The organism is Pseudomonas sp. NPDC087598 (genome assembly GCF_044743525.1).
Classification (GTDB): Bacteria; Pseudomonadota; Gammaproteobacteria; order Pseudomonadales; family Pseudomonadaceae; genus Aquipseudomonas.
Genome location: NZ_JBIUWQ010000003.1, coordinates 198,440 through 218,971 on the forward strand (window position 1 = coordinate 198,440; position 20,532 = coordinate 218,971).

At 57.5% G+C, this 20,532-nt stretch carries 20 protein-coding genes; 6 read left to right on the plus strand and 14 right to left on the minus strand.

What is annotated here, in order from left to right; translation table 11 throughout:
- Positions 1-10: 10 nt before the first annotated feature.
- The 3 genes from ACIOWE_RS03430 to galE form a co-directional block, all read right to left on the minus strand.
- Positions 11-1,072, minus strand: coding sequence for a polysaccharide biosynthesis/export family protein (locus tag ACIOWE_RS03430; protein WP_401387384.1), 1,062 nt, complete (start codon positions 1,070-1,072; stop codon positions 11-13).
- A 142-nt stretch (positions 1,073-1,214) separates the two neighbouring features.
- Positions 1,215-1,451, minus strand: coding sequence for a hypothetical protein (locus ACIOWE_RS03435; protein ID WP_007910552.1), 237 nt, complete (start codon positions 1,449-1,451; stop codon positions 1,215-1,217).
- Positions 1,452-1,682: 231 nt separating this feature from the next.
- Positions 1,683-2,699, minus strand: a complete 1,017-nt coding sequence (gene galE, locus ACIOWE_RS03440) for a UDP-glucose 4-epimerase GalE (RefSeq protein WP_401387387.1) — start codon at positions 2,697-2,699, stop codon at positions 1,683-1,685.
- Positions 2,700-3,088: 389 nt separating this feature from the next.
- Here galE and galU point away from each other — a divergent pair, with 389 nt between their 5' ends.
- Entirely contained in the window at positions 3,089-3,922 is an 834-nt protein-coding gene (gene galU, locus ACIOWE_RS03445) for a UTP--glucose-1-phosphate uridylyltransferase GalU (protein WP_007910549.1), read from the plus strand.
- A gap of 45 nt (positions 3,923-3,967) precedes the next feature.
- Complete coding sequence (locus tag ACIOWE_RS03450) at positions 3,968-4,372, plus strand: mannose-1-phosphate guanylyltransferase (RefSeq protein WP_401387390.1); 405 nt, start codon at positions 3,968-3,970, stop codon at positions 4,370-4,372.
- A 28-nt stretch (positions 4,373-4,400) separates the two neighbouring features.
- Here the strand turns inward: ACIOWE_RS03450 and ACIOWE_RS03455 are convergent, their stop codons facing one another.
- The 8 genes from ACIOWE_RS03455 to ACIOWE_RS03490 form a co-directional block, all read right to left on the minus strand.
- The gene (locus ACIOWE_RS03455) at positions 4,401-5,531 is read right to left on the minus strand and encodes an SGNH/GDSL hydrolase family protein (RefSeq protein ID WP_401387393.1); all 1,131 of its coding nucleotides are present in this window, start codon (positions 5,529-5,531) and stop codon (positions 4,401-4,403) included.
- A 221-nt stretch (positions 5,532-5,752) separates the two neighbouring features.
- Positions 5,753-6,796: an acyltransferase family protein gene (locus ACIOWE_RS03460; RefSeq protein WP_401387396.1), complete on the minus strand. Its 1,044-nt coding sequence runs from the start codon at positions 6,794-6,796 to the stop codon at positions 5,753-5,755.
- 12 nt (positions 6,797-6,808) lie between these two features.
- A complete protein-coding gene (locus ACIOWE_RS03465) occupies positions 6,809-7,912 on the minus strand; it encodes a hypothetical protein (protein WP_103305096.1) in 1,104 nt (367 codons plus the stop codon).
- Positions 7,903-9,135 carry an oligosaccharide flippase family protein gene (locus ACIOWE_RS03470; protein ID WP_401387399.1) on the minus strand — a complete coding sequence of 411 codons (1,233 nt, stop codon included), beginning with the start codon at positions 9,133-9,135 and terminating at the stop codon, positions 7,903-7,905. Before ACIOWE_RS03470 ends, ACIOWE_RS03465 begins: the two co-directional genes overlap by 10 nt.
- Positions 9,132-10,244, minus strand: a complete 1,113-nt coding sequence (locus ACIOWE_RS03475; protein ID WP_401387402.1) for a polysaccharide pyruvyl transferase family protein — start codon at positions 10,242-10,244, stop codon at positions 9,132-9,134. Before ACIOWE_RS03475 ends, ACIOWE_RS03470 begins: the two co-directional genes overlap by 4 nt.
- Before the next feature lie 15 nt (positions 10,245-10,259).
- Entirely contained in the window at positions 10,260-11,342 is a 1,083-nt protein-coding gene (locus ACIOWE_RS03480) for a glycosyltransferase (protein WP_401387405.1), read from the minus strand.
- A 38-nt stretch (positions 11,343-11,380) separates the two neighbouring features.
- The gene (locus ACIOWE_RS03485; RefSeq protein WP_401387408.1) at positions 11,381-13,609 is read right to left on the minus strand and encodes a polysaccharide biosynthesis tyrosine autokinase; all 2,229 of its coding nucleotides are present in this window, start codon (positions 13,607-13,609) and stop codon (positions 11,381-11,383) included.
- Positions 13,610-13,648: 39 nt separating this feature from the next.
- Positions 13,649-14,089, minus strand: a complete 441-nt coding sequence (locus tag ACIOWE_RS03490; RefSeq protein WP_401387411.1) for a low molecular weight protein-tyrosine-phosphatase — start codon at positions 14,087-14,089, stop codon at positions 13,649-13,651.
- A 291-nt stretch (positions 14,090-14,380) separates the two neighbouring features.
- Here ACIOWE_RS03490 and ACIOWE_RS03495 point away from each other — a divergent pair, with 291 nt between their 5' ends.
- Positions 14,381-15,334 (plus strand): glycosyl hydrolase family 5, encoded by a 954-nt coding sequence (locus ACIOWE_RS03495; RefSeq protein WP_401387414.1) that lies wholly within the window; start codon positions 14,381-14,383, stop codon positions 15,332-15,334.
- 202 nt (positions 15,335-15,536) lie between these two features.
- The gene (gene tal, locus ACIOWE_RS03500) at positions 15,537-16,463 is read left to right on the plus strand and encodes a transaldolase (RefSeq protein WP_201237474.1); all 927 of its coding nucleotides are present in this window, start codon (positions 15,537-15,539) and stop codon (positions 16,461-16,463) included.
- Between the two features lie 250 nt (positions 16,464-16,713).
- Here tal and rssC read toward each other — a convergent pair whose 3' ends face one another.
- Together rssC and rssB are read right to left on the minus strand one after the other, a co-directional pair.
- Positions 16,714-17,196: an anti-sigma factor antagonist RssC gene (gene rssC, locus ACIOWE_RS03505; RefSeq protein ID WP_042560140.1), complete on the minus strand. Its 483-nt coding sequence runs from the start codon at positions 17,194-17,196 to the stop codon at positions 16,714-16,716.
- A complete protein-coding gene (gene rssB / locus ACIOWE_RS03510) occupies positions 17,196-18,377 on the minus strand; it encodes a two-component system response regulator RssB (RefSeq protein WP_047302218.1) in 1,182 nt (393 codons plus the stop codon). The genes rssC and rssB overlap by 1 nt, the downstream gene beginning before the upstream one ends.
- A 276-nt stretch (positions 18,378-18,653) precedes the next feature.
- Here rssB and ACIOWE_RS03515 point away from each other — a divergent pair, with 276 nt between their 5' ends.
- The gene (locus ACIOWE_RS03515) at positions 18,654-18,953 is read left to right on the plus strand and encodes a PilZ domain-containing protein (protein WP_401387417.1); all 300 of its coding nucleotides are present in this window, start codon (positions 18,654-18,656) and stop codon (positions 18,951-18,953) included.
- A gap of 52 nt (positions 18,954-19,005) precedes the next feature.
- Here the strand turns inward: ACIOWE_RS03515 and ACIOWE_RS03520 are convergent, their stop codons facing one another.
- The gene (locus tag ACIOWE_RS03520) at positions 19,006-19,695 is read right to left on the minus strand and encodes a VacJ family lipoprotein (protein WP_401387420.1); all 690 of its coding nucleotides are present in this window, start codon (positions 19,693-19,695) and stop codon (positions 19,006-19,008) included.
- A gap of 197 nt (positions 19,696-19,892) precedes the next feature.
- Between ACIOWE_RS03520 and ACIOWE_RS03525 the strand changes: the two genes are divergently transcribed.
- Positions 19,893-20,513, plus strand: a complete 621-nt coding sequence (locus ACIOWE_RS03525) for an HAD family phosphatase (RefSeq protein ID WP_401387423.1) — start codon at positions 19,893-19,895, stop codon at positions 20,511-20,513.
- Positions 20,514-20,532 lie beyond the last annotated feature (19 nt).

The window sequence follows — 20,532 nt, forward strand, 5'->3', positions numbered from 1 at the left end:
GTCGGCGACCTTATTTGCTGTTGTTACTGAATTCGCTCCAGTTCTTCGCTGCGGAAGCCCCGGTCCCGACAATCGACGCCGACGGCACCAATTGACTGATGAAGCGGTTCCAGCGCGTCACGTTGGCAGGCCCGACATACACGACGTCCTGAGGGCGCACTTCAAAGTACGTGGCGAGTGCCATGGCGGTCGGCGATTCGGCGTTCAACTGGTAGATTTTCGCCGGCTCGACATCGAGGTTTTCCACGCCGCGAATGACGTACACCGCATTGCCATTGGAGGTGGTCTGACTCAAGCCGCCGACCGAGCCGAGCACATCGGAGAGGTTCATCGTCGCGGTCTTGAAGCTCAATGCACGCGGCTGATTGACCTCGCCCATCACGTAGATACGCTTGTTGTCGTTGTACGGCAGATACAACTGGTCGCCACCCTTGAGGTAGACACCCTGCAACTCGGAATCCTGCTGGTTGAGCGAGTCGAGATTGAGCGGATACACCCGCCCGTTGCGCGTCAGTGTCAGGCCCGACAAGTCAGCATTGTTGGTATCGATGCCGGCCGTGCCGAGGGCCTCGACCACGCTCAGCGGATTGGTCGAAATCGCTTGCGGGCCAGCCTTGCCGACCGCGCCGGTGACCACCACTTTCTGACTGGCGAAACGCAGCACGGCAACGTCCACTTGCGGCTCGGCGATGAACGCCGACAGCCGCTGTTCGATGTCCGCGCGCAGTTGCTGGATGGTCCGGCCAGCGGCCTGGACTTCCTTGATGAACGGGTAATACAGCGTGCCATCGGAACGCACCAGACGGCCGTTGGCATCGATCTGTTGTTGCGCGCCGGACGGGGCCGTCAGCTCGGGGTGATCCCAGACCGTGATGTACAAGACATCGTTGTTGCCGATGCGATATTCGGCCGGGGTCGCCAACAGCTCCTTCGGCACCGACGTGCGCTTTTGCGTAGCGCGAGTCGTGGAAATAAGCTTGGGGGTGATCGGGATCAGCTCGACCCTGCTGCTTTCACTGGCCCCTTGGCGGGTGATATCACTGGTGCTCAGGTATTGGCCCGGGGAAAACATGCAACCTTGTAAAGCGAGACTTGCCAACATTAAAAGAGAAAAACTACGAGTCATAATGGCACTACGCTATTCAAGGGCGAATCTAAAAAGAAGTCACCCGACTTGCGTCGGGCGACCCTTACTGCACTAACAAAAATCGCTGTTAGTTATGCGTGCCGGTTGTACCGGTGGTACCCGTCGTACCAGTGGTACCGCCGTTGGCACTGCCACCGCTGTTGGACGCCGCTACAGCACTGGCAACCATTGCAGTACTGGCTGCCGGCGCTTGCGAAGCCGCTACATTGCCACCTACATTGGTTACCGCAGTAAGCGGCGCTTCAGCTGCGGCAGCCCAGTTGCTCAACATCGTCAACAGGGCAACTGCCATCACTTTTTTCATATCAACTCCTTTCTAACATTCATCCTGTTAAAAACCGGCGTGTGTTAGAGGTGGTAGAGTTCAAGTCCGCGAAAAATGCGAACAAGATCCGTTGTGCTTTCACAGTCTTACCCAACTGATAAAAGTCGAACGGCAGGTTTATATCTACGGGCTTGCAAAAGGCATTTCCAGCGTATTTTCCAGACGATATCTAACACCTGACCGAAACTAACATTCGGTATCAAAACGACATTATCCGAGATAGCCCTTCGGATGATTCGATTGCCAGCGCCAGGTGTCGGTGACCATGTCCTGCAAGTTACGCGTGGCTTTCCAGCCCAGTTCTTGTGCAGCCTTGGAAGCATCGGCCCAACTCTCGGCGATATCCCCCGAACGACGCGGCATCACCCGGTAAGGCACCGGTTGCCCGCTGGCCTGTTCAAAGGCACGCAGCACTTGCAACACGCTGTAGCCATCGCCGGTGCCGAGATTCCAGGTATGAATGCCGTGGCGCCCGCTGATCGACTGCAAGGCCTTCAAGTGGCCATCTGCCAAGTCGACGACGTGGATGTAATCGCGCACGCCAGTACCGTCGACCGTGGGGTAATCGTCGCCGAAGATCGACAGTTCTTGCAGACTACCGACCGCAACCTGGCTGATGTAAGGCAGTAGATTGTTAGGAATGCCGTTAGGGTCTTCGCCCATCTGGCCGCTGTGATGCGCGCCGATCGGGTTGAAGTAGCGCAACAAGGCGATGCTCCAGCGCGGTTCGGACTGGCACAGGTCGCGAAGTACGTTTTCGACGATCAACTTGGATTGACCGTAGGGATTGGTCGGGTTGCCGGTCGGGAAGTCTTCACGGATCGGCATCTGCTCAGGCTCACCGTAAACGGTCGCCGATGAGCTGAAGACCAAGCGGAACACGCCCGCCGCCGCCATCGCCTGGCACAGCGTGATGCTGCCGCTGACATTGGTTTCGTAGTAGGCCAAAGGCTTGCGCACGCTCTCGCCGACGGCTTTGAGCCCGGCAAAATGCAGCACCGCTTCGATGGCGTGCTCCTGGAAAATCCGGTCGAGCAACGCGCGGTCGCAGACATCGCCACGAATCATCAATGCACTTTTGCCACAGATGGCTTCTACCGCATGCAGTGCCGCGTCGCTGCTGTTGCAAAGATTATCCAGCACGACAACTTCATAACCTGCTTCAAGTAAAGCAAGTGTGGTGTGCGAGCCGATATAGCCGGCGCCACCGGTTACCAGAATCTTCATAGCGCGGTCCGTTAGTGGGTAAGTAGCCGGTAGGTTGTCAAGCCTGTTGTTGTGGAGATGTGTCGCAATCCACACAAACAAGGCGACAACAACAAAAAACAAATTCAGTTCAATGACTGGCAATAAATATTTTTGCAGGTCACACTGTATTGCCCGCTACTTATTAGCACTGCAAGTGCAAACATCACTATCAACAGATACCGACTAAAAATAACTAATAACGCTCTAACCGACATCTAATAACATTGTCGTCATTTAGCGCGCCACGTAATTGCCATTAACAACCTGACTCAGGTATTAAAGCAATCGTTCAATCATCATTGAAACTTGCGGGCAAGTTAGTGGCCTGCAACCGTTGCCTGTGTTCCATGACTGTCCAGGATACTTTTATGATTCGTAAATGTTTGTTCCCCGCTGCCGGCTATGGCACGCGTTTCTTGCCGGCGACCAAAGCCATGCCTAAAGAGATGCTGCCGATCGTCAACAAGCCGTTGATCGAATACGCCGTTGAAGAAGCACGGGACGCCGGCCTGCAACACATGGCAATCGTCACCGGTCGTGGCAAGCGTGCGCTGGAAGACCATTTCGACATCAGCTATGAGCTGGAACACCAGATTCGCGGCACCGAGAAAGAGAAGTTCCTCGCCGGCACCCGCGAGCTGATCGACACCTGCACCTTTTCCTACACCCGTCAGGTGGAAATGAAAGGCCTTGGCCACGCGATTCTCAGCGGTCGCCCATTGATCGGCGACGAACCCTTTGCCGTGGTGCTGGCCGATGACCTGTGCCTGAACCTGGAAGGTGACGGCGTACTCACGCAAATGATCGAGCTCTACAAGAAATTCCGCTGCTCGATCGTCGCCATTCAGGAAGTCCCGGCCGACCAGACGCACAAGTACGGGGTGATCGCCGGCGAACTGATGTCCGACGGCATCTACCGGGTCAACAACATGGTGGAAAAACCGGCCCCGCAAGATGCGCCGTCGAACCTGGCGATCATCGGTCGCTACATCCTGACCCCGGACATTTTCGACCTGATCGCCGATACCCAACCGGGCAAGGGCGGCGAAATCCAGATCACCGACGCGCTGATGAAACAGGCACAGAACGGTTGCGTGCTGGCCTACAAGTTCAAGGGCCTGCGCTTCGACTGCGGCGACGCCGAGGGTTACTTGCAGGCGACCAACTTCTGCTACGAGAACGTGTACCTCAAGGGCCGCTAAACCGGCCTCCTCCCCCGCCCACTTTTCCTTTCAAGGCAGACAACCATGAACATTGCACAGCATTCGGTAGAGATTGAACGGGAGGTGGGCAACCTCGGGGTGATGAGCTGGCTGGCCCGCCATCAGCCGTTGCCCAGCGCCAACGAATCCTGGCTGGGCACGATTTTGCTGGTGGAGCGGATTGGCGTGTTTCCGGCGTCCGGTGATATCCGCCGGCCGATGGTCGATCCCTATCCACTGCTCGCTCATTTGAAAAAGCTGTATGGCGAGCTGGCGCTGGAAATGGATGACAGTGATGGGCTGAAGGTGATCTTCGGTGACTGGCGCTTTCGCGTGCGGATTTGCTGCAACGACCCGGCGATCATCATCAATGTTGAGACGCGGTGCGATACGCGCTTGATGCCACAGAAACTCACGGAGCTGCTGAGCCAAATAGAACAATTCGAATAAACACACTCCCCTGTAGTGGGTCTGGTGGTTATTTCGGGAGGGCGTCGCACCGGTCCTTGACGCCCATGATCCAGCCATAAAAGTAATCAGCAATCACCTTCCCCCCCGTGGCCGGCACCGGATGAATCTTGTCCGGGCCGATCATCGCGGCGGCGTAGCGTTTGACGTCCGGGCCAAACGCGCATTGCAAATTGGCGTAACCCAGGTGCTGCTCGTGCGCCCAAGGCTGCAATACCTGCGCATACGCCGACATCGGGTAGGCGCTGGAGCGCGTGGTGTCCTGCCGCATGATCAGGTTGATGCTCGCCGCAGGCTGGATCTCGCGGATCATTCCCACCAATCCCTGAACGTTGTGCAGATACTGCTCTGGCTTAACGCCGAAACCCTGATCATTGCCACCGAGCATAATCAGGTAAACGTCGGCGGGGATTTTTGCTACGGCGGCTTTCCACTGCACCTGCCATTGCCGATCCTGGTGATAAAAGTCAGCGGAGGCTGCACCGGATGCAGCAAGCTTCGACACGCGCACACCGTTCTGATCGTTGCTCATCCACACACCAAACAAGGTCGGCGTGCCTTTCACCACTTCCAGTTTGAATGACCAGTCTTTCGCTGCCGATTGACCCGTCAGCGGCACCTCCTGAACGCCCGCGCCTGCAAGTTTCAAGAGTTGCCAGTCCTGCTTGGACGCCCAGCGGTAGCGGATCTCGCTGGATTCGCCGTTGCCCAGATAAAGCAGTTTCGCCTGAGTGACCGCCGTGTCGATGCGCGGCGTAGGACTGGCATCCACCTGCAACCATGCGCCGGGCCGCCCCGTCACCGTGCGACTGTCCGGACTCGCCTGCCCCAGTTCTGAAACCTTCCAGCCACCACCAAAGTATTTTTCACTGCTGCGGGTGTACTTGAAATGCGTACCGCCCAGCGCCGCGCCGTGGTTGAAACCGACATAACCCGGTCCGGCAAATCCAACCTCCCCGGCCACGCGCTGCACCAGCTTGTTCAGATAAAAATCCTGCCCGGCGCTGTAGCTGTCGCCGATCACCGAAACCGCCAGGACCTTGCCGGCCCTGCCTTCACGCCACTGCGCAAACCGCTCGCGTGCATCGCCCACTTCAACCACCGAGGCGGCAACGGGCTGCGCGTCATCAACTGCCAACATGCAAAAATTCCTTGAGTCTGTAACGGCCTCTTCGCGAGCAGGCTCGCTCCCACTTTATTGTGGTCATCCACTAATCCTGTGGGAGCTGGCTTGCCAGCGATGGCGGTGGATCAGGCAATAAGTCTGCGTCAGACCCGGCCTCATCGCTGGCAAGCCAGCTCCCACAGGGATTGAGTGATTTGCACAAGTCCACTGTGGGAGCGAGCCTGCTCGCGAAGCTTTTAGCTGTTAATTGGCGCAACTGGGCTAATGATCGGGGCAGGTTTTTTAGCCGCCGCGCGCTCACCGAGAAACAGCACAGAGGTAAAGTTGAACCGACTGAAAATCATCGACAACAGCACCGGCCCGAGCAAGCCAAAGCTCAGCCCCCCCAACACCAGCAGGCTTTCGTCCTTCACGCCCAAACGCCCGAGGACGAATCGCGACGTCGCCGCAAACAACACATGAAACAGGAAAATCGCATAGGAATAGCCACCGAGCCAGGTCAGCGCCTTCGAACGCATATCACTCGACAGCAACGCGATGCAGGATACGCAACCGACGGTCAGACCGATCAGACTACGGCGATCAACAATCAACTCACGATCAATCGCCGCCACGTACAGCAGCGTCAGCGAAATCACCACGAACACCAATGGGCCGATCACTTTGAACGTCTGCTTCAAGCGGTCGACATTTTCCTGCCCGATCATCCCCGCGACAAAAAACGGCAGCAGGTAAATCGCACCATTAATACCGAATGCATCGAGCTTGAACGGCGGCAGCAAAAACAACACCGCCGCAAACGCGAACAGCCCGAACAAGCGCATCGGCGAACGCAGCCAGCCACGCCATTCCAGCAAGCCGACGAACATGAAAATGATGAACACCGCCTGCAAGAACCAGAAGTGGTTGATCGGCACCCAGAACGACAACAACGCGTCGATCACCCCGACATCCTTGTTCACCCCCGGCCCCACCGCTTGCAGCACCGAAAACGGCACGCCGACGCAAAACAGCGGCACGATCAACCGTCGCACCTTGCCGCTGAAGAATGCGGAAAAGTCATTGCCGCGAATTTTGTAGATCGAATAGATGTACCCGGAAATAAAGGTGAACAGCGGCATGCGCACGTACACCATGGAGTCGGCGATCACCCGGAACGGCGAGCCGATATCGATCTTCAAACCACCGCCCAACGGCCCGATGACGTGATAGAGCACCAGCAGCAGGCATGCCAGGCCGCGCAGGGTTTCGATCTCCAGGGACTTTTTCTTGCTCGACATAAAGCACCTGCCTCAATTCAGAATTCTTGATTCAACCTGCACCGGTTTGTTTGCCCGCAGCATCAAACCCAGGCCGACAAACAGCACCGGCACGACCATGGAAAAGTGCCGGGCGAAGGAGCCGAAGTCCGGCTCGAACAAACCTTGAACCAGCAAAAACGCCAGCGGAATCGCGATCAGTTCCTTGGGTTTGGTCTGGATCGGCGCGCCCTTGTAATCGGTCGAGGTGATGACTTTGAACAGCAGCAACGCGGTCATGATCATCAACGCAACGAAGATCACCTGCCCCGGCCCGGACAGCAGAATCAACTCCACGGGGAACGACAGCCGGAAGAAGATGATCATCGAGTCCAGCGCCTGCGAGACGAAGTCACTGCCGCTGAGCCACGAGACGATCAGCGATTTCGAGCCCTCCTCGCCCGCCGTACGCAACTCGTTGTTACTGGCGCGAATCGACGACACCGGAAACCCGAGCGCGACCTGGATCGACATGGCCACGGCCAGATAAAACAGGAACAGCATCAAAAAGAACGTCGTGCGCGACACGTACTTTTTCATCACGCAGACGCCGACCCACGACAGCGAAAACAGAATCCAGTAGGGCCGGATCAGTACGCCGTAAATTACCGCCGAGAGGAAAAAACCGCCGCGATATTTGCGCGTCAACGAGCTGAGCAAAATGCTCAACACCGCGACTGACACGATGATTTCCTTGGTCAGGTTTTCCAGGAAGAACGAGCGCACGATGCCCCACAGGCACAAGGTGCCGAAGATCGCCAGCGGCATACGCCGAAAGACCACCACCGGAATCGCCGTGAGGAAAAAGTTGCAGAACATCCCGTAGGCCCAGGCGTTGGTCAGGTTGATCCCGGTGGGCCGCAGCAAAAACGCCGAACACTCATAGGAGGAGCGATCCGGTGAGAACGGGTTCCAGAAATTGCAGTTGTCGGCACGCGCATACGACGACCACAACGTCATCGCATCCGGGCCGGGATCGCGAGGGATCAGCAACGGCATCGCCACCGACAGAAACAGCCCGGTGAAGAGGATCAGGAACGAGACGTACGAATCGAGTTTCTTGCCGCGAAACTCGATGCACGGCAACTTCAGGCCCATGACACAGCAGCCTTTTTCGCCGCGGTCACACGGGTCAGCACAGCGATCACGCCAAGCTGCACGATGATCGCGAAGACGTTGCCCCAGGCGGCGCCATAGATCGAATAGTGTTTGATCAGCACGTAGCTGACCGGCACTGAAACCAGCAAGCAGATCGCTGCGCTGGCGAGTGACACCCGACTGTTTTTCGAGGCAATCAAACCGCCCCAGACGATGTCGCCAATCGCGCGCAGGGCGAAGGAAAAAATCAGCACGCCGAGGATCGCGTTGTCCGGGCGCGGCACGCTGGTGGCGACGTAATCGAGCACCACGTTGAAGAACAGATAAATCGCTACCGCCACTGCGGACGAGACCAGCAGCGAGCGCATCACCCATTTGTTGACGAACAGTTGCTTGACCGTAAAGGCCTGTTGATCAGCCTGAAAACGCTTGGCGAGCACCGGAATCCCGACCACCGCCACCACCGCATACGACAACGCCTGCAACGTGTTGGCCGCCGACCACGCGTACACGTATTGCCCGAGCCTGGCGTAGGGTTCGAGGTCGGCGATCAGAAAGCGTTCGGCGTACTGACTCAACGCGATCAACCCGGTGCCGAAGTAGAACGGCAGCCCGGCCTTCCACACAGTAGCCGTGGCCAGTGTCCCGGCTTCTCGGCCGTGATGAACGTTCACCACGATCCAGTAACCGGCGATGATCACCAGCACGTTGGCGACCACCCACAACCACAACACACTGGCGATTCCCGACACCCAGCCGAGCATCATCCCGCCCACGGCCAACACCGCCCACAGGCCGGTCTTGATGAAAAACAACAAGGCGCCCGCCGTGGCTTTCTGCGCGGAAAACACGAAGGAATTGATCTCAAACGACAGATGCTCGGTGAGCAAAACCAGGGTCACGCAGAGGATCAGCGCGGTTGTCGCCTCGACTTGCTGGAACAGTGAATAAATCGCCACGGTCACCAGCGACAGCACCAGCCCCACCGCCAGATACAGCAGCAGAACTTTATCGACGACGCGGCGCGAACTGCCGCCAACGCTGATCAACCGGTTGATCTCGGAACTGAAACCGACGCTGTAGAACTTCGAGGCGATCAACGACGCCGCGACCACTACGCCGTAGAAACCCAACGCCTCATAACCGAGGTAATGAGTGATCGCCAACACCAGCAAAAACTTCGCGCCCAAGGCTCCGCCGCGAAGCAATAGCCGAAATATCATCGAACGATCCCTTTGATGATCTCGTCCATGGCCGCGGTTTTCGCCTCGATCTCGCGGCAGGTGTCGGTCAGGCGCTTACCGAAATCCGCCAGTGCATTCGACGCGTAAACCGTGTTGATGATGGTATCGACATTGATGTCGCCGCCATTGATCACCCAGTCCTCGACGCCCATGTCCTGATAGGCGCCGAAACCTTTGCGTTCGTAGCTGATGTGGTACGCCGGCACGCCGGAGAGCAGCGACTCGATGGCGCCGTGCAGGCGCACGGAAATCACCAGATCCGGTTGGTATTTGGCAATAGTCGCCTTCAACGACAACAGGTCTTCGTTGATGCCCAGTTCGCGATAGAACGCGCCGTCATCGTTGCCACGTACCGCGCTTTGCACTGCGCAAACCACTTTGCTTTTGTTCTTCAAGCGCTGCAGTAGCAACTTCAGGTTGGCGACGTAGGCAACCTTCTTTTCCTTGCTCCACTCCGGCGGCTTGCGCAGCACCACGCAGACAGTCGCCGGCGATGCAGCGCAACGGGTGAACTTGGGTTGCTGAAGGATCTTGCCGGCCAGCGACTGCACTGCCAGATCCGGCGCGCGATAGACGTTTTCGCAGGCGTCGAAAATGGCCGAGGAGCGATTGTCGCGCACGAACACCGCGTCGGCGCTGGCGTAATGTTCGACGATCTTGCTGCTCTCGCCGTGGAACGGGCCGATGCTTTGCGGCAGGTACACCGACGGCACTTTGCTGAGGATCGCGGTTTCCAGTTGCTTGGCGTGACCGAGCTTCAGCTTTATATGTTCGAAGGCACTTTTCGAACGCATGTAGCCGCCGCCGACGCCGACGATCAGGTCGGTTTTCTTCAATAGATCAGCGAGCCCGGCGTAGGACTGATTGAGAAACACCGCTTGCTTGACCCGGCCCAGACCCTTGGCCGCCATCACTGGCGCATCAAAGCGCGGGTGCGGCAGATAGTTGAAGGATTCGGGATCGGAAGCCACGACGCTGATCGAGGTGTCTTCACCAAAGTTGCGCTGCACCAGCGCAATCGCCAGATCGACCAGCAGACCGTCACCGGAGTTGGACGCACTGTAGCCATGCAAAATCGTTACGTTCATAAGCTTGAGTTCTACTTAATAAGTGGGAGCGCAATACAGGTCGTAGGTCTGGCGGATCATCAGGGCAGCGCTGAAGCGTTCGCGGACGATGCTGCGACCTTCGTTGCCGAGGTCGAGCAAGCGCGGCTTCTGGATTTTCGCCAGCACATCGGCCAAGGCCTGGTGATCACCGGAGGGAAAGACGTAACCGGACACTTCGTCAGTGACCAGCTCGGGCAGTGACGTGCAATTGCTTGCGATCACCGGCAAGCCCATGGCCATGCCTTCCAGCGGCACCATCGCAAAGCCTTCCCAGCGACTCGGGACAATCAGCGCATCGGCCTGTTGATACAGCGCGTGCACTTCGGTCGGCGTAACCCACGGCAGGTATTCGACGGCGTCCATTGGCGGGCACTCGACCGCATCCTCGTTGACCGCACTGCCAACCACCGTCAGCTTGAGGTCGTTGCGCTGCACGTTGGCGAAGGCCTTGAGCAGCACATCGAAGCCTTTCTGGTAGTCGAGACGGCCGACAAAGAGCAGATGAATCGGCTCGGGTGTGTTGGCTTTCGGCGCGTCTTCCTTGCGATGAATGCCGTTGTAGATCAGCTTCATGCGCTTGCGCTCGATGCCAAACTTCGCGGCTTTGTCGAGCTCGTACTGGCTGACGCAAATGATCACGTCGGTGACTTTCTGCAAGACGCGCTCGATCCACGCATAGACTTTCTGCTTGGTCGGCGAGCTTTCCATCAAGAACGAAAAGGCATGCGGGCAGTAGACGATTTTCGGCTTGCGCCACGGTCGCAACAGCACGCACACGCAACGGCCGATCACCCCGGAAAAAGTGCTGTGCAGATGCACCACATCGGGTTTTTCCTTGAGCATCACCTGGGCCAGGCGCCAGGCAAAGCGCAGCAGCGACGGCACATTGCGCCCGGTTCTGGCGAAAGTGCGGATCTGCTGCGCGGGGATGCCGTGCAGTTCTTTTTCCTGATCCTGCGGGACCAGATAGACCAGCTGATAGTTGGCAGCGTCGTCTTCGGGTGACGTCGAAATCGTGCGGATCACCGTCGCGACGCCACCTTTGATCGTTTCAGCCACGTGCAGTATTTTTTTCACAACTCACCCACTTCAAACATGTAAGAACGATCGCTGACTCAGGACTTGTCGGAGGCGTATTCGTAGTTGTAATAGCCGTAGCCGCCATTGCCGTAATAACTGGCTGCGCGCTTCTCGACGCCGTTGAACACCGCGCCTTTGAGCTCGATGCCGTTCTGCGCAAAGCGGCGAATGGTCAGTTCGATCTCTTTGGCCGGGTTCACCCCGAAACGCGTGACGATCAGGCTGATGCCGGCTTCACGGCCGACAATCGCCGCGTCGGTCACCGCCAGCAGTGGCGGCGTATCGATGATCACCACGTCGTACAACTTGCTGAGTTCTGCCAGCAGTTCGCGGAAGTTGGCGTGCATCAGCAGTTCGGAAGGATTGGGCGGCACCTGGCCACGGCTGATGAAATGCAGGTTGGCGCCATCCACCTGGTTGATCGCCTGTTCGATGCTGCAGCGCTTGACCAACAGGTCCGACAGACCATTGCTGATCGGCGTGTTCAAGGTCTTGTGCAGATGGCCCTTGCGCATGTCGGCATCGATCAGCACCACGCGCTGACCACTTTGCGCCATCACCGCAGCGAGGTTGGAGGACACGAACGTCTTGCCGACCTGTGGGCTCGGCCCGGAAATCATGATGCGGTTGTTAGTCGAGTCTAGTGCGGCGAAGTGCAGGCAGGTGCGCAGGCTGCGGATCGATTCGATGGATAGATCCGTCGGGTTGCGCAACGCCAACAGGTACGCCGGTTTGTCCACGCCATCGCGGGCGCGACCTTTTTTGCCGTCCTCTTCCTGTTGCAGTGCGCTGTAAGGAATCGAAGCGTACACCGGCAAACCGAGCTGCTCGATAGCTTCCGGCCCTTCCAGACCGCGACTGAGGGATTTACGCAACAACACCAGAGCCACACCGAGGAACCCACCGAGGAAGGTCGCAATCAGCACAATCAGGGCTTTTTTCGGTTTGACCGGACTGGTCAGGTCGACATCCGCCGTATCGACCAGGCGCACGTTGCCGACAGCACCGGCACGGACGATGTCGAGTTCCTGAGACTTGTTCAGCAGTTGCGTGTAGATCTGCGAAGCGACTTCAACATCGCGTGTCAGGTTGAGCAATTCTTGCTGCGTGGCCGGCAGGTCCTGGACTTTGCCTTCCAGCGACTTCTGTTGCTGGGTCAGCTCGCCGATCTGGCTCATCAATGCGCGATAGGCCGGATGTTGTTTGGTGAATTTACGATCCATCTCCGCTTGTTGCATTTTCAGCTCGGAAATCCGCGTTTCTAGCGCTACGGACTGACCGAGTACCGATTGGGTTTCCAGGGAGATGTTCACGGTCTTGCCGTGAGTCTGGTAGGCATTGAGCGCGTCGCTGGCCTTGGCCAGATCACGTTTGACCTGCGGTAACTGGCTTTGCAGGAAAGCCAGACTCTGCGCGGCTTCTGCCGAAGTGCGACGGACGTTTTGTTCCACGTACAGCGCTGCGATTTTGTTGAGAATCTTCACCGCCTCAGCGGCGTCGGAGCTGGCCAGCGCGAGGCGAATAATCCCCGACTCCTTGCCTTGCTCGGAAATATCCAGCGCATCCTGGTAGCCCTGAATCGTCACGATGCGTGGATTGCGCACCACCTCAAAACGAGTACCAGGGTTGGCCGAAAGCTGTGCGATCAGCCCTTCTAAGCCATCTTGCGCGAAGGCTTCACCGGTGACACCGTCGACCAGCACGTTGTCGTTTTCATCGAGCAACTGGAAGTGATGCTGTTCGCCAGCGACCAGCGTGAGTTTCTTGCCGAGCAGTTCTTTCGGCAGGTCGAGCCGGGTGATCTCGACACGCTCGCCGCCCCACGCATAGCTGTTCAGGCCAAAACGTGGCGGCGCAACGCTGAACTCGGTCTCGCCACGATAACGACGGGCGAGAAAACCGCCGATCACCGGGAAGGTGTTTGGCGTGACGTCGATATCCAGACGCAAGTCATCGACGGTTTTGCCGATCACCGCACGGGACTTGATGATGCCGATTTCGGTCACCGACGGCGATTGCCCACCGAGCATGCTGTTGAGATCGGAAAAACCGAGCATGTCGTTCTTTTTCGGTTCAACCTGAACCAGCGCGTTCGCCAGGTACACGGGCGTGGCCAACACTGCATAGGCAACGCCGGCGGCCATAAAGGCACCGGTAAACGCACCGATCAACCATTTCTGGTCAATCAAACTGCCGAATATGCCGAGCAGATCAATACTGTCTTGATCGTTATCACGGTTGGCGATTACTGACGGTAACTGCATAAGTCTGTTCTTACCATTCACTGATCTGAAGAATATTCATCAACGTGCGAGACGTTGCGCCCATGCGCTGACAGCATCTTCAATCAATGCATGGGCATGAATAAAAGCGGCCTTGCCTTGACGATAGGGATCTTGTATTTCTCGCTCGCTCTGCCACTTGCCGAGCAAGAACACTTTGCCCCGCGCGTGAGAGGCAATCTTCAATACTTGATTAACGTGTTGTTTTTCCATGACCAGAATCAGGTCTGATTCATTGACGATATCGGGTGTCAATTGCCGCGCCTTGAAGCCGTCGGGATTATGCCCGTGGTCTTCCAGAACCTGCCGGGCCGACGCCTCCACGCCTTCGCCGACACGCGCCGAGAGGCCTGCGGAGGTCACCGAGATCTCTGCCGGGGCCAGCGCGTTGCGCAACAGAAGTTCTGCTGTCGGACTTCGGCATATATTGCCGACGCAGACGACAAGGATCTTTTTGAACAAGGTTTACTTTCCTGTGTAATATCAAACTGCCAACATCCAGCACGGCTTTTTAATGAACCCACTGGATCTTCCTGCACTCAGAAATAGATTAACCCTGTTAGTACCAGCGTATTTAGTACCACACAGGTAAAAGCGCCCCAACCAGAATTAGCGGACCAAAAATAACTGTGATTTTCAGGCGCTGACTTCCTGACAAAAAATAACATTCACGCACTTAGTGCCATTGTTAGTTTCGTAATTTATGTAACGAGATAACTATTCGCCGTTGTCATTCCCATCGGGAGAACAGACATGAAATCAGCACATCTCAAACGGCTCGCCTGTGCGTTGCTGGCACTCAGTGCCATCACTCAAGTTCACGCCAGTGAACTCTTCCCCAACCTTCCCGCCAAGACCTTCGGTGTCCAGGTGAAGATCCAGAACTTCACCGCCGAGGACGCCGCGCATATAAAAGCCGCCGGGTTCAGCTTTGTGCGCTTCGGCGTGTGGAGCGACAGTCTCAGCGCCAAAGCCTATCAACAGCAGGTCAGCGAGGCCTTCGCGGCGGCCAGATCCGCTGGCTTGCCGGTTTTGCTGACGGTGCGCGCCATCAAGCCTTTGCCCGCCACCTCACCCAGTGACCTGGCGACAGCCGGCGAATCCTTTGCCAATGCACTCTCAGGTCTGGAAAAGTCCTACAGCACGCAACTGGTGGCGATCGAGATCTGGAACGAGCCGGATCTTGAAACCTACTGGCCGACGCGTAATTTCGACACTACGTTCGTGCCATTCATGAGCGCCGTGTGCAAATCATTGCAGGGCACAGCGCAGTCAACGCCGCTGCTCGGCTACGGTTTCGCCCGGCCACCCACTGCTGGCTCCGCTTCAACCGTGGCGCTCAGTCGCATCGTCAGCGAATACCCTAAATGCCTGAGCGCGGTTTCCTACCACCCTTACGGCATGACGGCGGCGCAGATCAGCAACGCACAGGCGTTTATTCAGCAGAACTTCCATCTGCCGGGGGTCATCAGCGAATGGGGCATATCGGCCCTCAGTTCCAATGGCGGCAACGACGGCCAGGCTAGCAAAGTCGGCGCCTTTATCGCCGATGTGAAAAAACTCAACATCCCCCTGACATCACTCTATGAATGGCGAAACAGTGACTCGGGCAGTAACGAGCGCGAGAAGAACTTCGGCCTGCTAACCGCTGACGGCCAACCGAAACCTGCAAAAATGGCCGCCGAAACTCAATTGAATGCCCAGTAATCCGTGCGCAACTGACCTGTACGCAGGTCAGTTGCTTTGAACCTGTGAGCGGTTTTGGCATCGTATTCATCGATACTGCGCCCCACCATTCAAACAATCGTTTTCAGGTTGTTGCCGCGAGGGCTATCGATACACGTACGCGCCCTTGAGTGGCTGTCAGCGCTCGGGTAATGTCGTCAAACCCACAGGACAGAGCACACACATGACTTCCAAGCTGGAACAACTCAAACAGATGACCACCGTGGTTGCCGACACTGGCGACTTCGAAGCGATCGCCCGCGTCAAACCGGTCGACGCCACCACCAACCCTTCGCTGCTGCTCAAAGCCGCGGCCATTCCTGCTTACGCCGAGCTGCTGAACGCCTGCGTCAGCGACTGCAAGGGCGATGTTGGCCTGGCCAGCGACCGTTTTGGCGTCGCCGTGGGTCAGGAAATCCTCAAAGTGATCCCGGGCCGCATTTCCACCGAAGTGGATGCGCGCCTGTCGTTCGACAAAGACGCAGTGCTCAAGCGTGCGCATCGCCTGATCGAGCTGTATGACAAGGCCGGCATTGGCCGCGACCGTGTACTGATCAAGATCGCCTCGACCTGGGAAGGCATTCGCGCTGCCGAAGTGCTGGAGAAGGAAGGCATCCAGACCAACCTGACGCTGCTGTTCTCCTTCGCACAAGCAGCGGCCTGCGCCGATGCCGGCGTATTCCTGATCTCGCCGTTCGTGGGCCGTATCTACGACTGGTACAAGAAGGCCAACGGCAACGACTACACCGGCGCCGATGATCCGGGCGTGCAGTCGGTGACGCGCATCTACAACTACTACAAGGCCAATGACTACAAGACCGTGGTCATGGGCGCGAGCTTCCGCAATCTGAACCAGATCGAGCAACTGGCCGGCTGTGATCGCCTGACCATCAGCCCGGACCTGATCGACAAGCTGGCGGCGGACACAGGCAAACTGGAGCGCAAACTGGCGCCAGGTCATGCCGGTGAAGCGCGCCTCAGCTTGAACGAAGCGCAGTTCCGCTGGCTGTCCAACGAAGACGCGATGGCCACCGAGAAACTGGCGGAAGGCATTCGTCAGTTTGCCCGTGACCAGGAGAAGCTTGAGGCGCTGTTGCAGGCCAAGCTGTGATTTGAGTTAGCGACATGCAAAAAAGGGCGAACCCGATTGGGTTCGCCCTTTTTTTATGCTGCTCAGTAACAGCCAAGTGTTGCAGGTGATGAATTGAGTCAGATGATCACCTGTGGCGAGGGAGCTTGCTCCCGCTTGGCTGCGCAGCAGTCACAAACCCTGCCAATGCAATCTGTCTGAAAAAACCGTGTAGCCAATTTTTGGGCCGCTTCGCAGCCCAGCGGGAGCAAGCTCCCTCGCCACAGGGCCATCAGTGCCTTTCGAGGGCATTGACCAAGTCATGGAAGGCTTCACGATTGGAATCGTTCAACCCCATTAGGATCTTGTGCGCTTCCAGCACCTTGATCCGCACCACTTCTTCCGACTGGTCCTGATCAGGCAGGTCGTCCAGGCATTCCGGGCACGGCACGGGATGGTTGACGATGTTGAACACCTGCTCGAAGCCCATCGATTGCAGCAGACGGGTGATGTCATCGTGGGTGGTGACGACGGTCGGCAGCAGGCCGACCTTCTGCCGCGACAGGATCGACAGTTTGGCCAACAGGCCCAGCGTGGTGCTGTCGATGCTGCGGGTTTCGGTCAAATCGATCACGATCGCGTTGAAATTCAGCGCGGTGAAGATTTTCTCAATAGTCGCATCCAACGCCGAACACAGGGTCAGGCGAACTTCACCGACGAACTTCAGGACGAAGGTGCCATCCTGCTCGGCGAACTGGATTCTACCGGTACTCATTAAAGATTCCTGCTCAACACCAACAGGGCGATATCATCCGGCATCTCCCCTAGCGTGGCCAATCCAAACACTTGCCGCAGACCATCCAGGCTGCCGCCCGCTGACTTCACCCGCTGGGGCAAAGCGGCTTCTTTTTCTTTGAGCGTAGGTTCTGGCAAAAGATCCAGAATGCCATCAGACATCAGCGTCAGGCTGAAGGTCGGTGGCAGCTCAAGCACGTGGTCTTCGTAGGTGGCTTCATTGAAAAGCCCCACCGGCAGACCACGGCCTTCGAGATATCGAACACTGTCAGGTGTGTACAACACTGGCAACGGCAGATGTCCGCCGATGCTATAGGTCAACAAACCGGTCTCCTCGTCGATGACTCCACCGACCATTGTGACGTGTTTACCCAGCTTACAACTGATCAGCCCCCGGTTGATATGACCAAGAACTTCCGAAGGCTTGAATTCCGGCAATGTGCCGTTGCGCTTGGATTCGAACAGCAAGCGCGTGGTCATGAACTTCAACAGCACGGTGACGAAGGCTGAAGAGGCACCATGGCCTGATACGTCCGCCAGATAAAACGCAACCCGGCGCTCGTCGACACGGAAATAGTCGACAAAATCACCCGACAGGTACAACGACGGGATGATCTGGTGGGCAAACTTGAACTCGTCAATGCTCCACGGGCTTTCCGGCAACATGTTCATCTGCACCTGGCGACCGGCGTTCTGGTCTTCCTGGAGCAGGTTCAGGCTGGCTTCAAGCTCACGGTTGGCCTTTTCCAGCTTCTCGCGGTAGCGCTGGTTTTCCAGCAGCAGACGCGCACGATCCAGGGCCCGGCGCACGGAGTGCTCGAGCACAGCCAGATCTTCGAGAGGCTTGATCAGGTAATCCGCCGCGCCCAGGCGCAGCGCCTCGACCGCGTCGTTCATCACGCCAGCACCCGAAACCACGATCACCGGGGTTTGCGGCGACAGCTCGGTGACCTGACGGATGAGTTCGAGACCGCCCATCTGCGGCATGCGCAGATCGCAGATGACCAAGTCGGGCTTGTCTTGCTCGAATACCTGAAGACCCTGTTGGCCGTTGCTGGCCTGCAGGACGCTGAAACCACTGTCTTCCAAATAGGCCGCGAGGCTCGCGCGCACTACTTCGTCATCATCGATTATCAGCAGCGTGGCACTGGTTTTTGGCATGTGGGCAAACGGCGCCAGAATTAGGTTGGCGTAGTTGGCTGGGGCTACAGGCCCTGCACTGACTACTGGATTCGCTTTCTAGCCTCTCTGTTGCACCGCTTTCGAGCGTTGGCTCCGTACACGGTTGCACCAGAGGTGCCCTTCTAAGGCGCAGACGGTACTCCCATCCGCGGGGCGTTTCAAGCATGCGCCGATGGTCGCTTGACGACTTTACTTGTCAAATCACCGAGAGTTATAAGAACAGCTCAAACCGTAACCCAATGGAAGGACGAAACCATGAGTCAAACCGGTCGGGACTACAGCGAAAAACGCGATTTCATCCGCATGCGGGTCGATGCCGATGTCGTGTTGATTCATGAAGGTGATGAGGTTTCCGCGGTGTGCATCGACCTCTCCAGCAGTGGCATGCAGGTCGAAGCACCGCGCCAGTTCGCGGTTGGCGACCGATTGAGCGTACGCATCGATTCCGACCATGCGGCCCTCAGCGGCCTGGAAGCCGAGACCGAAGTGGTGTGGGTCAAGGCTCAGGATGGCAACAGCCAGAAGCTCGGTCTGAGCATTCTGAAGATGAAATAGCTACTCACAAAAAAGGCGACCCTGAGGTCGCCTTTATGTTTACCGGTCGAGATTAAAAATCGTCTTCGACCTGGCCGTCTTTTACCTTGAACTCGCGGTTCTGCAAGTAGGCGTTGCGGATGAAGGTGTATTTGTCGCCGCTGATCAGCTTCTCGCTCGACAGCAGGCTGGCGCGGGTGTCGACGATGTTCAGGCCGAACACCGAGTTACGCACCGGCACGTCATTGATGTAGCGGTATGGACCGGTGTAGCTGTCGACGTATTTCGACGGCGCATCACGCAGGGTGCTTGGGCCGAGCAGTGGCAGCATCACGTATGGACCGCTGCCCACGCCCCAGTAACCGAGGGTCTGGCCGAAGTCTTCATCGCTACGGTTGAGGCCCATTTTGGTGCCGACATCGAAGAAGCCGAGCAGGCCGAACGTGGTGTTGAAGATCAGGCGTGCGGTGTCGACGCCAGCCGCAGCCGGTTTGGCTTGCAGAATGTTGTTCGCCAGGTTGGTGACATCACCGACGTTGCGGAACATGTTGTGGATGCCGTCTTCGAGAAACTGCGGGGTCACGAACTCATAACCCTGCGCCAGAGGCTTCAGCGCGTAGGTATCGACGAAGTCGTTGAACTGGAAGATCGGACGGTTGACGCTTTCCCAAGGGTCTTCTTCCGTTGCCGCTGGAGTGGCGAACGGAGCCAGCAACAGGCCGGCACATACACTTAGCTGAGCGAGCGGATTGCTCCAGCGCATAGAAAAACTCCTTGGATTTGTACTGGCGCGGGCATCAGGGCCTGGGCGTTAAGAGCGCTAGTATAAGCGTAAAAGACCTTTTGGGCAGTCCACGAATGATGTGGCCTGTAGGACATTTCCCGGGAGGCCCTTCACACAGCTGTCATCCAACTGTCACCGGCAAGCCCTAGCCTGATTGTTATTTCAGGGACGCTGCCATGTCACATGCCGAAACCTTGCCCCTCGCCGCCCCCGGCCTGACCGCTGTGTTGTTCGGCCTCAGTGGCTGCCTGGTGGATTTCGGTGCTCGTGCCCGGCAACAGGCCACTTCCCTGCCGGAACATGCCGAAGCCACGCCGGGCGCACTCGACAGCTTGCATAGCTTGCAGCGTCAGCAGATTCCCTGCGCTTGGATCGATGAGCTGGCCCCTGCCCTTGCACTGCCGCTGTCGGCGACTTTGCCGGCGTGGATCAAACCTGCGCAATATTCGGCAACAATTAATCCATGGCCCGCTCCCAACGCGTGCTGGCAGGCGCTGATGGACTTGAACGTCGGCAGCCTCGACGGTTGCGTTCTGGTCAGCGGCGAACCGCGCCTGTTGCAATCGGGGCTCAATGCCGGGTTATGGACAATCGGCCTGGCGTCCTGCGGTTCGCTCTGCGGTCTGGCGCCAAGCGAGTGGCAGGCCCTGAGCCAGAAAGAACGCGAGCAACTGCGCGGCAAGGCGACGATGCAGTTATTCGGCCTTGGCGTGCACTCGGTGATCGATCATCTGGGCGAGCTCGAAACCTGTCTGGCCGACATCAGCTTGCGCCGTCTAAAAGGCGAAAAGCCCTGATCGGGATCATGCAGGTTGT

Excerpts from the sequence above, each read along its gene's own strand:
- ACIOWE_RS03475 (WP_401387402.1), bottom strand. The coding sequence starts at position 10,244 with ATGAACGTAACGATTTTGCATGGCTACAGTGCGTCCAACTCCGGTGAC.
- ACIOWE_RS03470 (WP_401387399.1), bottom strand. The coding sequence starts at position 9,135 with ATGATATTTCGGCTATTGCTTCGCGGCGGAGCCTTGGGCGCGAAGTTT.
- ACIOWE_RS03520 (WP_401387420.1), bottom strand. The coding sequence starts at position 19,695 with ATGCGCTGGAGCAATCCGCTCGCTCAGCTAAGTGTATGTGCCGGCCTG.
- ACIOWE_RS03495 (WP_401387414.1), top strand. The coding sequence starts at position 14,381 with ATGAAATCAGCACATCTCAAACGGCTCGCCTGTGCGTTGCTGGCACTC.
- ACIOWE_RS03485 (WP_401387408.1), bottom strand. The coding sequence starts at position 13,609 with ATGCAGTTACCGTCAGTAATCGCCAACCGTGATAACGATCAAGACAGT.
- ACIOWE_RS03435 (WP_007910552.1), bottom strand. The coding sequence starts at position 1,451 with ATGAAAAAAGTGATGGCAGTTGCCCTGTTGACGATGTTGAGCAACTGG.
- galE (WP_401387387.1), bottom strand. The coding sequence starts at position 2,699 with ATGAAGATTCTGGTAACCGGTGGCGCCGGCTATATCGGCTCGCACACC.
- ACIOWE_RS03455 (WP_401387393.1), bottom strand. The coding sequence starts at position 5,531 with ATGTTGGCAGTTGATGACGCGCAGCCCGTTGCCGCCTCGGTGGTTGAA.
- ACIOWE_RS03460 (WP_401387396.1), bottom strand. The coding sequence starts at position 6,796 with ATGTCGAGCAAGAAAAAGTCCCTGGAGATCGAAACCCTGCGCGGCCTG.
- ACIOWE_RS03450 (WP_401387390.1), top strand. The coding sequence starts at position 3,968 with ATGAACATTGCACAGCATTCGGTAGAGATTGAACGGGAGGTGGGCAAC.
- ACIOWE_RS03515 (WP_401387417.1), top strand. The coding sequence starts at position 18,654 with ATGAGTCAAACCGGTCGGGACTACAGCGAAAAACGCGATTTCATCCGC.
- rssC (WP_042560140.1), bottom strand. The coding sequence starts at position 17,196 with ATGAGTACCGGTAGAATCCAGTTCGCCGAGCAGGATGGCACCTTCGTC.
- ACIOWE_RS03465 (WP_103305096.1), bottom strand. The coding sequence starts at position 7,912 with ATGGGCCTGAAGTTGCCGTGCATCGAGTTTCGCGGCAAGAAACTCGAT.
- tal (WP_201237474.1), top strand. The coding sequence starts at position 15,537 with ATGACTTCCAAGCTGGAACAACTCAAACAGATGACCACCGTGGTTGCC.
- ACIOWE_RS03525 (WP_401387423.1), top strand. The coding sequence starts at position 19,893 with ATGTCACATGCCGAAACCTTGCCCCTCGCCGCCCCCGGCCTGACCGCT.
- rssB (WP_047302218.1), bottom strand. The coding sequence starts at position 18,377 with ATGCCAAAAACCAGTGCCACGCTGCTGATAATCGATGATGACGAAGTA.
- galU (WP_007910549.1), top strand. The coding sequence starts at position 3,089 with ATGATTCGTAAATGTTTGTTCCCCGCTGCCGGCTATGGCACGCGTTTC.
- ACIOWE_RS03430 (WP_401387384.1), bottom strand. The coding sequence starts at position 1,072 with ATGTTTTCCCCGGGCCAATACCTGAGCACCAGTGATATCACCCGCCAA.